Here is a 13,066-nt window from a genome sequence, read left to right as displayed (position 1 = left end):
GCTGTACTCAGAAGTATTCTGAGTGTTCAAAATCTTCCAGATTTCTCTGAACTTTTGTACGACTTCTCCCGAACTACTATATGCAGCCATCGCAGCGATGTTCTTGCATGGCAGCGCGTGCAGCGTTCGAGGCACGCACTTTGAGTTTGATGACACGCCCTGAGCCCTGCGAATTGACACGGCTCGTTTTCAAAGAAAATAATCACCTTCACGGCAGTTCGACGGTCAAAGCAGTAAGGAGACGCAAATGCCACGCATGTTCCTGCCCGTATGGTTCCTTCTGGCGACACCGCTTTTCGCGCAAATTTCCTCCTCATTACCTGGCTGTAAAACGCCGTCCGAGATTCAAAAGACCCTTCACGACAAACTGCAGTCGCCGGCATTCGACAAACTGAGCTTTCTCGATCAGGAAGCGCTGCGCCGTCAGGTGCTGACCGATCTGGCCGCACAGTATCCGCGCGAAATCGTCCCCAAGCAAAGACTGATAGGGATCGCGCGCCGGGAAGAGGAGGCGCTCCATCCCGGCAGCTGGAAGGTCTTTCAGGAGAACTACCGTCAGCAGGCCAAAGATCACCCTGACGATCCGCTGATCCTGAATCTGGCTGCGAATGCCCTGAATGGGACCGATACGCCCGAGGCTATCCGGCTGCTCGAAGCGGCGAAAGCAAAGGCGCCGCAGTTTGCGCACCCGTATCTCGATCTCGCAGGCATTTATAGCGACGGAAAATTTGCGGACAAGCAGAAGTTCACCGAGAACCTTACCTTCTACTGGACCAGCTGCCCCGCGTCTACCGACGGCTCTGCACAGTGGATGCTGGTAAAGGACATGGCTCTGCAGGCGAAGGTCGCCGCGGCACTGCGCCCGCAGTTGGAAAGGGAGACAGACCCTGATCAACTGAAAGACTATTCGTTTCTCTGGAGCCTCGAGTTTCGCACGCATCCTCCGCAGGAGCATGACGCGATCCGCAAACAGGTGGCTATCGACCTGAAACGGCTGGAGACACTGCAGCCTCATCCCGATGCGGAGTGGATGAACTTTCTCATCAACGGCTACAAGCAGAGCGGCGCTTCGAAGGAAACCCTCACGGCTATGGAAGACCACCTGCTGCAGCAGTATCCTCACTCCGACGAGGCCGACAACATCGAATCTACGCGCTGGAACGATGCGCACAAAAGACCGGACGACCAGAAGGATACCGTCGCATGGACTGCCTATCACAAGGCCCACCGGGAAGCTGTTGAGGGATGGATTCGGGAGTTTCCAGACAATAACTATCTGTCGCGGTATGGCATGTTTTCCGAGGACTACAACGATCATTCTCTATCTGAGAAGGACGGCATCGCCGCGGTGGATGCGTTGCTGGCGGCAGGGGAGAGAGACGATCAGCCTGACTGGCCCTGGACGAAGTATGAGGCTGCGCAGTTTCTGTTGGAACACAAGTGGCAGCCGGACCGCGCTCTGGAGTTGCTGAAGCAGGTGCAGGCGATCCAGATCAAAGACGCAGCGGAAGCTGCAAAGAGAGATGATCGCTCCGCCGACCAGATCAAAGATAGCGAGAAAGAACAGGAAGAGATGCGGCAGGGAATGAGGAGCCAGCTGCTCGAAGCGGCTCTGCTCGCGAAGAAGCCCGATGCCGTGCTCTCTTTGAAGGCGGAGATTGAAACCGACCCGCCCAAAGAGAAGAAAGACGAGTCGCAGTACTGGTTCAACCGGGCGCGGCTGGCGGTTCTCGAAAACCGCAAAGAAGACGCGCTGACGTACTACCAGAAATCCCTGCAGACGCGCATGAAAGCTCCGTCGTACCAGGAAGGAACCCTCACCGACAAGCTGACGGATGAATCCCGTGCACTATGGAACGGGATGGGCGGCACCGAAACCGCATGGGCGGTGTGGAGCAAGGCGCCGACGGACAGAGCGGTCGATGCCTCGGAGGCCCGGTGGGAGAAGCCGACAAAGACTCTTCCAGATTTCGCACTGGCAGACCTCTCCGGAAAAACCTGGAAGCTGACGGAGCTGAAAGGAAAGACCGTTCTCATCAATCTGTGGGCGACGTGGTGCGGTCCCTGCAATCAGGAGCTGCCGCAGTTGGAGAAGCTATATGAGAAGGTCAAAGGCCGCTCCGATATCCAGATCATTACTTTCAATATCGATGAGGATGTGGGACTGGTCGCTCCCTATATGAAAGAGAAGGGATATACCTTCCCCGTTCTACCGGCATTTTCCTACACAGTGAATCTGCTGGATGGTTACGCGATTCCGCAAAACTGGGTGGTCGACACAAAAGGCTCATGGCTCTGGACGCAGATAGGCTATAGCCCCGACGACACCTGGGTGCAGAACATGACGCAGAAGCTGGAAGCAACAAAGCCGGGGAGTTAGAGCAGAATCCCTATTACTATCCCCCGGAAAGAGCTTAGAAGTGGCACTTTTCTTGGAAAAAAGTGCCCATCAAATGATCGCCCCTGGGTACATGTATAGGAATTCTGCTCTAGGCGGTATCGCCGTATAAGCGGGTGCCTCTGTCTGATCTGTAATAAGGTGAGTGCCCACCTATCTCATGCTTGAGAAGGGAGTACAGGCTCTGCAGTCGGCATGATTCTGCAGAGTTATGGCACGGGTGTCCCGCCGCCAGGAAGGATGCGCGTCGTAACTTCCATCTTGTGGTAGTTGCGATAGGTAGCCCGGTACGACCAGGCAGTCATGTGGAAGGTTCCGGAATCGCTGGTGTTACGCATGGTGATCGTGGAGGGCATCCAGAAGGTCTCGCCGCCGAGCAGGACAGGCGCATAGTCGACGGTGAGCTCCCGCTTTCCAATGACCGGTGCCGTATAAGAGATCGCCGGGATGATGACGTGATGTGGAGTGGTGAGTTCCAGGTGCGTAATCTGCATGGATGCAGGGTCGATGAAGGCGCGCCCCTTGCTGTTCTCCTGGAGAAGACAGTCGTCGGTGTTCTGGGGGGTAAGGACGGTGGAGAAGCGGACAACGTAAGGCTCCGTCGGGCGGTTCTTGTTGATCCGCTGCAAGGTGTAGTTCATACAGGCTGTCTGGCTGAGGGAGACGACGGCGAGGCCGCCCTCAAACGCTCCGCTAAGCAGGCTGGGACCATCCATCTGCTGCTTAGTCGCCGGCTTGCCGTTGACGCTCTTGATCTCGCGTAACTCTACAAGCATTGTCGTCGTATGATCGGCGCTGGGGATGCGTTTGAGGCGGAAGACGGAGTCAGTAACGGTGTCCTCATTGGGCTGGCCAGATTCCACGATCTGCGAGATGACATGCTCATCGCAGAAGATGCTTGGGACACGGGCGTCGTAGTGGTTCAGATTAGCTTCCAGCCTCTGCAGAATCTCTTCCATCGTCGGCGTCTTCGCTCGTTGCGCACACAGCACAGCCGAAAACCCTAGAAAGGCGACAAGCGAAATGGCCGCGGATGACGTTCTGGAGGTCATGGCTAATCGTACCTTCAAGACCTGGGTAGAGGAGTAGCGAAGTTCCTGCAAATATCGCTCAATCGTTTTCACGAACTCAGCTAGGCTGAGCCGCAGATGAATCTACCGGGCTGTTGGACAGATCTGAAAAGCGCGTCGTGGGGAAGGCATCCGGATAGTTCTTCTGGAGGAAGGCAGTCATCTTCTCTCGGACAAGACAACGGAGATCGAAGTTCTGGCTGGAGTTGTGGCTGCTCATCAGGCAGCGCAGCTCCATAGTGCGCTCCGAGAGGTTGGTTACCTGCAGGCCGCAGACCTTTTGGTCCCAAAGCGGTGAGGCATGGACAATGCGGTCGAGCTCGACTCGAAGCTCCTCGACGGGGACGGAGTAGTCGACGTAGAGGAAGGCAGTACCCATGATATCGGTCTGCTCGCGGCTCCAGTTCTGGAAGGAGTTCTCGATGAAGTAGCTGAGCGGAACGATCAGGCGGCGCAGGTCCCAGATCTTGATGACGACGTAGGCGGAGGTGATCTCTTCGATGCGTCCCCACTCGCCTTGCACGACGACTACATCGTCGATGCGAATGGGCTCGGTGATGGCGATTTGCAGGCCGGCGAGAAAATTGGCGGCGGTGGATTTAGCAGCGGTAGCGAGGATCAGCGAGGCGACACCGGCGGAGGCGAGCAGTCCGGTGCCGTAATGCCAGATGCGCGGATCGTGGAAGCTCCAAAGCAGCGCACCTAAGTCGATAACGATGACAAAACTAATGACCATGCGACGGAAGAGCTGGAACTGGGTATGGACACGGCGGGCCTGGATGTTGTTCTCGGCGGCGAGATCGTAGCGGCGAAGGAAGACATTTTGCAGAACATAGACACATCCAACCGCAAACCAGCCAAGCACAGCGATGAGCGCCATGACGAAGATCTGGTTGAGTAGGTCCTGCAGTTTGTCGGGCAAGCGCGGAACCACAGGAAGAGCGATGAGCACGCAGGTAATGAAGAAGACAGCGCGTGAAGGTGCGCCAAGATGGCGTTGAAGCCCCCATCCTAGATGGGCTTCCTTCGCTTCCTTGCGACGAAGAAGGCGAAAGAGCACAAAATGAATGACATTGGCAAAGACCAAGGCAGTGCAAAAGAGGAAGATCGCGAAGAACCAGTCGTGATGAAAGTGATAAGTCATGCTGTGCTCTAATCCCCAAGCGCTGCTGATTGACGCCGCGTCCCATGTACAAGGATCGCCTGCAAGAAGTTGGATGCTAGTTATTGAAAAGGAGCGCCTCGATGACGTTCCATCGTCTGGCCGAGCATCTCCGGAACTGCTCGCAATCTTCAATTTGGGCATGAGACAGGAGTTCTCATGGAGATTGAGTCGAACGGCCCAGGCCTGAGTCTAAGCAAAAATAGGTACCGTAGTCTGCGGTTGGCCGTGTGTCTGTGTCGTTGAATCTAATGAGCCGCCCAGTGCGTATACCCAAAGGGAACGTTAGAACAAAGCGTATGAATCTGAACAAAATGTTCCACTACAACGAAGGCCAGTGGCCTCAGGCCATGAATGCGCGTCTGAGGAGATGGGCTTGTCTGACGCCTGCCATGCCTCAGAATTGTTACATTCACTATTGGGCCCGTGCAGAAGTCTTAGGATGATCAACCATAGACTACGTTCGCTCACTCCCTCCGCTGGTGACGGATGTGATCGCAGACTAAAGATGTTTGGGTACCGCAGATGATGATTTGGCTTTCAGGACCTACAGGCGCAGGCAAGACTTCGCTGGCTCGTTCCTTGCGTACGAGCGGGTATTCGATCGTCGAGGAAGACGTGCCCGAGGAGTTGTTCAAGGCATTCATCTCCGAACCGACTGTATATTGCGAGCCCTTACAGCGCCACATCATGCAAGCCAGATACGATGGATGGCGTAAAGTCTCAGGCAATCCCAAGATAGCATTCGATCGCAGTATCGATGAAGATATCGAGGTGTTCTGCAAGATGCACATGCGAGCGGGCTTGCTGACAACGGAGCAATTCGATAGGCTGGCTCAACTCGGAAAAAATCTCCAGGCTCAGATTCCTGAGCCTGATTTGATCGTCACTGTTACTTCGGGCCAGGATGTCCTTCGTAGACGCATGCTGAATCTAGCGGGCCCCGGTCTCATTATCGACAACCTCAAAGAACAGATGTCTTTGTACACGGAGTGGCTCCAGAATCGAAGTGGAGAGGTTCTGGAACTCGACACGACACGGTTAAGCGAAAGAACAATGGCGAAGTTATTTTCGGAGATCTCCTCGTGCTGAAATCCATAGAACGCTCAACAGCGTTTGTTCTCTTTTGCGTCTTCACGGCTGCCTGCGTCGGTCTTGAAGTATATCTCTGCTATTCCATGATTGCGATGGGCTTTACCGTCGGCAAAGCAGTTACGGGCGTGCTGAATTTGACGGTTCTGTACGCCACCTGGAAGGCCTTTCTAACAGTGGTCTCTAGAGAGCCAGAGGATGTCATTTCCTTCAGCAAGTTGGACCGGTTTTCGTCCGATCGATACCGCCTGTTAGAGAAAGATATACATGCTGGACTGGACGACTACGCCACGCGCCAATATATTCTCACTGAGATTTTGAGGTTCGCGGAAGAATTTCTTCACGAGTGGTTACCCGGATCGCACTTTGAACTCTCTATTTTTATCGATCGCGACCAGCCACTACTCTTTGCACACTTCGATTCAAACCACGAGAGCACTGCCAAAAGTATGGAGATCAGAGAGCGCAATTCCCATTGGTATTTGGAAAACAAATACGAAGTGACGAAGCTCTTCAGTGAACCAAGCTCGCATCCGAGAATCATCTATAACACAGAGGATAAGAAGAACAGTTATTTTTTTTCGTCAGACCAACGGCGCAAACAGCTGCGGTCGACGATGCTTTGGTGCATCGATCTCGACGCCCCGTGCGCCATTGTGGTCTCCAGTAACGCCAGGAATGCGTTCCAGGAAGCGGATCCAGAGGTGGTGGCTTTCATTAAATTTATCGGCAACATGTCGCGGTTCTACCTTCATGAGAGAGGTTTCCTCTACCGTATCTATGAACTGAGACCCGACTTATTTCCTCCAGAGGCGATTCGATCTGTCGACGAGCGCCATAGTTCGTCGGCGAGGCAGTCGACATCTTCTCGGTTCTAAGGGAAAATAGATCGAAAGCTTCTGGATGAGGGCTGAAATGCGCTATGACGAGAAGGTCACAAGGCGCTGACCGAACCCAGGAATAGACCGACATCTATCGTTGAGCCCAGCGCCATAAGGCGAATGTGCCGTTCCCGCAAACCGCGATTCTATGGCTTTTCGTTCATATGCATATACTACCTTTCGTTTGCCGATGGGCCGGGGTGACTTATAGAACGCGTTTCGCCTCGGACCTCGGGGCTCAAAAGCCTGGTAGCTGTTGCGTGGTCCATCCACCACCCAGGGCTTTGATCAACAGGACACTTGCATCAAGCTGCCGCTGGATGATGTCGATGTCATTGCGTTGATTACCCAGAGCTGTCGTCTGCGCAACTACAACCTGGAGATAGAGCTCGAGTCCGCCGTCGTATCGCTCCTTGAAGGCCTTCAAGGCACGCAGGGAAGCAGCTGTTGCACCATGTTGATTCTCCGACTCAGTCTGGAGGACACGGAGAGCGGTAAGGGTGTCTTCCACCTGCTGAAAGCTCTGCAGAACCGTTTGCCGGTAGCTGGCCACAGAGGCATCGTAGTTCGCGGCTGCCTGGTTCGTGCGCGCATGCCGACGCCCTGCATCGAAGAGCGTTTCCGAAAGTGTTCCGCCTACGGCCCAGAAACGGCTAGGCCACGTAAACCAGTCCGCAGGAGAGATCGACTGTATTCCTGCGATAGCACTGATCGAGAGAGACGGATAGTAGGCGGCCTTCGCAATTCCTATCGCTTCGTTCGCCGCCGCCATCTGTCTTTCCTGAATGGCAATATCGGGGCGCCGCTCCAATAGTGCTGAAGGCAATGCAACGGGACCTCGTGGAACTGCAAGAGAGTGAATGGCACCCGGGTCGGACGCAAGAGTGAACATTGCAGGAGGTTTGCCCACAAGGATGGCAATGGCATGTTCCAGTTGAGAGCGCTGAATCTCGACGTCGTTCCGCTGCACTTGTGCTTGATGCAGTTGCGCCTCTGCCTGATCGACATCTGACTGTACTGCGAGATCCCCGTCCACTCGCTGCTTTGTCAGGTCGTAGGCATCTTGGTAGGCATGGATCGTATCGTCAAGAAGCTTCTCCCGTGCATCGGCGCTCCGCAGGCCGAAGTAATCCATGGCAAGCTCTGCGTGGAGGCTCAGGCGAGCGTTTGCCAGATCGGCAGCGTTCTCCTGCATCTCTGCTTGCGCCATAGCCACCTGGCGGCGAACTCTGCCCCACAGATCAACTTCATAGTTGAGATCAAGCGGGAGGATGAGATTGCCGCTTCCGTTGTTTGCAAGCGTCTTGTCGAAATATGGGGAGTTTGCAGAATCGCGCACCGTTCCTGCGTTTGGAGAGGTTCCAATCGTAGGAGCTTGATCAGCACGGGCAAAACCAACAACAGCACGCGCAGCGCGAAAGTTCGCCTCACTGATCTTGAGGCCCTGGTTGGCAGTATCCACCTGTGGCTCAAGCGCGTTGAGTTGCGGATCTCTATATAGCGTCCACCAATCGCCTTTCAGGGCAACATCGTTGGGCGCTCCCAGTTTCCAGCCCGGGGCAATCGCGGAGTTCTCTTTGAACTCCGGTGGAACTGGAGCGGCGGGCCGTTGATAGCGCGGTCCAACCATGCAACCGGTGAGACTGATTGCAATAGGAAGCAAAGCAGGGAATGAGATGCATTTCTTCATGGAATCCTCTCTTTCGCTCAGGGCTGAGCGATGGTGACCTGTTCACCATCCGTAAGAAGGTCGCTGGGATTTGTAACCAGACTTTCTCCGCCATGGAGCCCCGTCGCAATCTCGACGTTCGCTCCCATGTCCTGACCAATATCAACCGGGACAAAATGCACATTGTTATCAGCACTGACTGTGACTACATGCATGCCGTTTTTATCGATGACAAGTGCAGTTGCAGGAATGACAAAAGAGTGTTGGAGTTGTGGGATATGGAAGGTGACCTGTCCGTACATACCTGGAAGCAACGAGCCGTCACGATTGTCGACCTGTACTTCGGTCAACATGGTGCGGGCGTTCGTATCGACCGATTCCGCAGTTCGGGTAATCGTCCCGAGATACTTTCGGCCAGGCACCTCATCCGCCGTAATCACGGCTTGCTGGCCTGCTTTGAGCGCGAGCGCGGCAGATTGGGGCACCTCCGCCTGAACACGTAGCTTGCCGCTTTGAGCCACAGTAAATAGGCTCTTCGCACCGTTATCGCTCCCATCGTTGACCAGGTCACCCTGCTCCACATTGCGTGCCGTGATTACACCTTCAAATGGCGCAACAATTCTCTCGAATCCTTTGAGCTGGGAGGTACGTTGCATGTCTGCCGTGCGTGCCTGAAGATTTGCCTTGGCTACACTAATATGCGCCTTCGCCGCAGCAACATCCGCCACACGTGCGTTATAGGTCTGATCCGCCTCATCGAAAGACTGCTGGGTTATGGCACGCGTTCCTTGGAGCTTTGCATAGCGGTCCCGCGTAATGCGGGCCAGGTTCACGTTTGCCTCAGCCTGCTGCAAGGAGGCTGTTGCCTCCTGCAGAGCGGCATCAGCTTGAGTGGCGGAGGCACGTACCTGGTCCAACTGGCGGTCGACCTCGGGGGCCGAAACCAGCGCCAGGAGTTCACCTGCCTTTACGTGAGAGCCTATGTCGACAAAACGCTTTTCTACATAACCATTTGTTCGAGAGAAGATAGACGCCGTGTAGAGAGCCTGAAGATCACCGGGAATTGAGAAGATACTTTCCGAGGGGGCCGATTGGGGATGGACAACCAGCACTTCCGGGTAGAGCACAGGGCTTGCATGTACGACATCGTCTGCTCGATGAGCCCTCAAGATGCGAGGAATGGCTCCAAGTGCCAAGAGCAGAAGAGCGGCCACGGCGAACAGGACTACCGTCCTCTTGTTGCGAGACGCTTCAGGCGAGGAAGACTTCGTTATTACTTCATGGGATGGGTGCATCGTCACTGGGCAATCTCCTGGTGATGGTTCTCGTTTCGTCCGTGGATGAGGGTGTACATCAGCGGTACGAAGAAAAGTGTGGCCAGCGTTGCGATCAGCAGTCCGCCGATGACAGCGCGTGCGAGTGGAGCGTTCTGCTCGCCGCCTTCACCAAGGCCGAGCGCCATTGGCAGCATACCGACAATCATGGCGAAGGCCGTCATTACAATAGGGCGAAGCCGAGTGGCACCGGCTTCTACAGCCGAAGAAAATGCCGACCCGCCCGCTTGATGTATCTGTTTCGCCATCGTAACCAGCAGGATGGAGTTCGCCGTAGCAACTCCGATGGTGATGATGGCACCCATCAGACTGGGAACGTTGAAGGTCGTTTGAGTTAGGTAAAGAGACCACACCACACCGCAGAAGCCTCCCGGCAGCGCACAGATGATGATGAAAGGATCGAGCCAACTCTGAAAGTTCACGACGATCAGCAGATAGACAAGCACTGCGGCAAAGACCAGTCCGACGCCAAGCCTCGCGAAGGCTTCGTGCATGCTCTCGACCTGCCCTCGGATCTCGATCAGGTTTCCGGGGCCCAGTTTCTTCTGTTCTTCGTCAACGATCTTCTGCACGCGTGCTGAAATCGTCCCCAGATCGGTATCCTGCGGCGAGAGCATGACATCGTATACTCGCTGCACATTGTGATGATTGATCACAAGCGGCTCAAACGTTGGCTTGATCGTTGCCATGTTTCCAAGCAGTTCCATTCGGTTCGGGTCGGACTTGATGGGAATGGGAGTGTTCTTCAACGCGTTCAGGGAATCGAGACGATATTGGGGAGTCTGCGCCGTGACCGTGTACGTCACGTGCATCTTCGGGTCGACCCAGAAGTTGGGCGCAACGGCATAGCCTGAGGCCATGGAGACGAAGGCACTGTTTGCCACATCCTGCTGCGTAAGCCCGAACTCCGCTGCGCGAACACGGTCGACGTCAATCTTGAAGGCGGGGCTATTGACGACCTGTTGGAGATGAACATCGACAGCGCCGGGAATCCCGGACAGACGGGAACGCAACTCACGCGCGACAGCATAGTTGTTTGCCTCATCCGTTCCTTGAACCTGAACATCAATCGGGGCTGAAAGGCCGAAGTTCAGAATCTGCGTGATCATATCCGCAGGTTCAAAGTAAAACGTCATATCCGGAAATTGCCGCGGGAGCGAACGTCGTAATTCCTCGATATACTTGTCGGTTTTAGAATGATGCTCGCTGTTAAGCGAGACGAGAATCTCGCCATCAAACGGTCCGATGTTGGGCGTATAACCGAAGGTGAAATTGAATGGGTCCTGGGGCACGCCGATGTTGTCGAGGATCAGGTCGAGTTGGTTGGCCGGGATAACATGACGAATCTGTTCTTCCACTCTGCTGAACTGCACGCCGGACTCTTCGATACGAGTTCCCGGCATGAGCCGTACATGCAGCCGGAACTGCCCCGTATCAACCGTAGGGAAGAAATCCTGTCCCACAAAAGGCAGGATCAGGAGCGCGCTTAGCATAATGCACGTACTGAAGATGAGGGAACGACGCCGATGCAGAAGAAACCGCTCCAGACACTGGGAGTAGATCGCCTGAACCTTCTCATACCTGCGGTTGAAGGCCACATTGAAGCGACGCAGCCACGACGGCGAACCTTCTTCTAACGTATGATCCGGAGCATCCTCAGATGCATGCACTTCATTCGCAAGCAGGTAGTTAACCAGCGTTGGGACCAGCGTCCGCGACAAAACGTAGGACGGGATCATGGCGAAGACCACGGCCATCGCCATCGGGACCAGTAAGTATCGTGCCGGGCCCGTGAGGAAGAGCACGGACACAAAGACGATGCAGATCGTCAACGTCGATACGAACGTAGGTGTAGCAATCTCCGAAGCTCCCTGCATCACCGCGTCGTACAGAGACTGTTTGCCGATATGGCGGTGAATGTTTTCGATGGTTACCGTCGCATCGTCCACCAAAATGCCGATCGCGAGGGCCAGACCGCCGAGTGTCATCGTGTTCAGCGTCTGACCCAGAGCGTTGAGAACGATAATCGAGCTCAGGATCGATAGCGGGATCGAGATAGCGACGATCAGGGTGCTGCGCCAGCTTCCAAGAAAGACCAGGATCATAAGGGCCGTAAGTAGCGACGCGATGATGCCCTCTCGCACTACGCCCGCGATGGCGGCATGAACAATGATGGACTGGTCGAACAGACCCGCAATGTTCATTCCCTTTGGAGCGGCAGCCCGTACACCGGGAAGAATTTTGGTCTTGATGTCGTCGATGATGGAGAGCGTGGACACTGCGCCGTTGCGATAGATCAGGTTGAGCACGGACGGCTTGCCGTTCGCCCGCACCACGTTTTGCTGCACCAGCCAGCCGTCACGGACATGGGCCACGTCCCGCATAAAGATGACCGAGCGTCCGACGGTCTTTACGGGAACATCGTTCAGGGCCAGAGCATCCGTTGGACTATTGTTCAAGATGGAACCATACTCACGGCCAGCGATCTTGATCGTTCCTGTCGGCATCGTCACATCCTGGTTGCTGATGACCTGCTCGATGTCCATCGGAGTGAGCTTGTTCGCCAGAAGTTCTCTCTGGTTGAGGTCCACCATGATCTGTCGGACGACGCCCCCGTAAGGCGCGGAGAGTATTGTGCCGGGGACGCTCGAAATCTTCGTACGGATCTTGTAGATGCCATAGTCGTAGAGGTCTGATTGGGACAGCGTGTTACTGGAAAGCGCGAGTTGATAGATCGGCACGGTGGATGCGCTGAAACGGAGTACCCAGGGCGGGTTCACTCCACTCGGGAACCGGAAGCGGATCGACTGCACGGCGGCTCCCACCTGGGCCATCGCCGAATCAATATGAACTTGCGGCTGGAAGTAGATCATGAGCACGGCATAGCCGCGGATCGTCTGTGAATCGACCGACCTCACATCGTTCACGGTCGTGGTGATGAACTCGTTGAACGTCGTGATACGTTGCTCTAACTCTTCTGCAGGCAGGCCACGGTAGTCGTATACCACCGTGATGATCGGGATATCAATATTGGGAAAGATGTCGGCCGGCATCGTGGCGGTAGACGACAAACCAAGAAATAGAATCAGGATCGATGCCACGATGAACGTATAGGGACGATCCAGAGCCAGCTTCACAATCCACATAAAAACGCGTCTCCTGCAGAGGCCAGGCCACTGAGTCTGTCGCGAATCAATGGAAGATGCCTTGAGTTATAGGGTGAGATGAAAGTAGTCGGCGCTGTTGCATCGACTTCTAAACATGTAGTGAGTTGATATGCGAAGCCCCTACATCCTGTATCCCGAGAAGCCACTTTCGAATGAATGCAACAGCGCCCTAAAAGCCGCTGCTAGAGCACGGCCGAGCGCGAGCGACTGAAGAGCAAGTGCGATAGCGAAAAAAATCAGCGTCGATGCCGAGTACAAAACTGATTGTGTTCGCGCAATCAACATAATGCTGA

At 54.9% G+C, this 13,066-nt stretch carries 8 protein-coding genes; 3 read left to right on the top strand and 5 right to left on the bottom strand.

Features of this window, described 5'->3' with window-relative positions:
* Positions 1-247: 247 nt before the first annotated feature.
* Positions 248-2,380, top strand: a complete 2,133-nt coding sequence (locus GSQ91_RS15505) for a TlpA disulfide reductase family protein (protein ID WP_158822669.1) — start codon at positions 248-250, stop codon at positions 2,378-2,380.
* 227 nt (positions 2,381-2,607) lie between these two features.
* Here GSQ91_RS15505 and GSQ91_RS15500 read toward each other — a convergent pair whose 3' ends face one another.
* Together GSQ91_RS15500 and GSQ91_RS15495 are read right to left on the bottom strand one after the other, a co-directional pair.
* Positions 2,608-3,450: a hypothetical protein gene (locus tag GSQ91_RS15500; protein WP_158822668.1), complete on the bottom strand. Its 843-nt coding sequence runs from the start codon at positions 3,448-3,450 to the stop codon at positions 2,608-2,610.
* Positions 3,451-3,526: 76 nt separating this feature from the next.
* A complete protein-coding gene (locus tag GSQ91_RS15495) occupies positions 3,527-4,612 on the bottom strand; it encodes a mechanosensitive ion channel family protein (protein ID WP_158822667.1) in 1,086 nt (361 codons plus the stop codon).
* 543 nt (positions 4,613-5,155) lie between these two features.
* Here GSQ91_RS15495 and GSQ91_RS15490 point away from each other — a divergent pair.
* On the top strand, positions 5,156-5,722 hold the full coding sequence (locus GSQ91_RS15490) for a deoxynucleoside kinase (protein ID WP_158822666.1): 567 nt from the start codon (positions 5,156-5,158) through the stop codon (positions 5,720-5,722).
* Positions 5,716-6,600, top strand: coding sequence for a hypothetical protein (locus GSQ91_RS15485; protein ID WP_158822665.1), 885 nt, complete (start codon positions 5,716-5,718; stop codon positions 6,598-6,600). The genes GSQ91_RS15490 and GSQ91_RS15485 overlap by 7 nt, the downstream gene beginning before the upstream one ends.
* A gap of 241 nt (positions 6,601-6,841) precedes the next feature.
* Here the strand turns inward: GSQ91_RS15485 and GSQ91_RS15480 are convergent, their stop codons facing one another.
* Genes GSQ91_RS15480 through GSQ91_RS15470 form a run of 3 tightly spaced genes read right to left on the bottom strand, consistent with a single transcriptional unit; the run spans position 6,842 to position 12,752 of the window.
* Positions 6,842-8,293, bottom strand: a complete 1,452-nt coding sequence (locus GSQ91_RS15480; RefSeq protein WP_158822664.1) for an efflux transporter outer membrane subunit — start codon at positions 8,291-8,293, stop codon at positions 6,842-6,844.
* Positions 8,294-8,310: 17 nt separating this feature from the next.
* Positions 8,311-9,567 (bottom strand): efflux RND transporter periplasmic adaptor subunit, encoded by a 1,257-nt coding sequence (locus tag GSQ91_RS15475; RefSeq protein ID WP_158822663.1) that lies wholly within the window; start codon positions 9,565-9,567, stop codon positions 8,311-8,313.
* A 2-nt stretch (positions 9,568-9,569) separates the two neighbouring features.
* The gene (locus GSQ91_RS15470) at positions 9,570-12,752 is read right to left on the bottom strand and encodes an efflux RND transporter permease subunit (RefSeq protein WP_158822662.1); all 3,183 of its coding nucleotides are present in this window, start codon (positions 12,750-12,752) and stop codon (positions 9,570-9,572) included.
* Positions 12,753-13,066 lie beyond the last annotated feature (314 nt).

Origin of the sequence: Granulicella sp. S156 (assembly GCF_009766105.1) — a bacterium.
Taxonomy (GTDB): Bacteria; Acidobacteriota; Terriglobia; order Terriglobales; family Acidobacteriaceae; genus Granulicella.
Note: the sequence above shows the minus strand (reverse complement) of the source record. Positions and strands in the feature narration are given on the sequence as shown.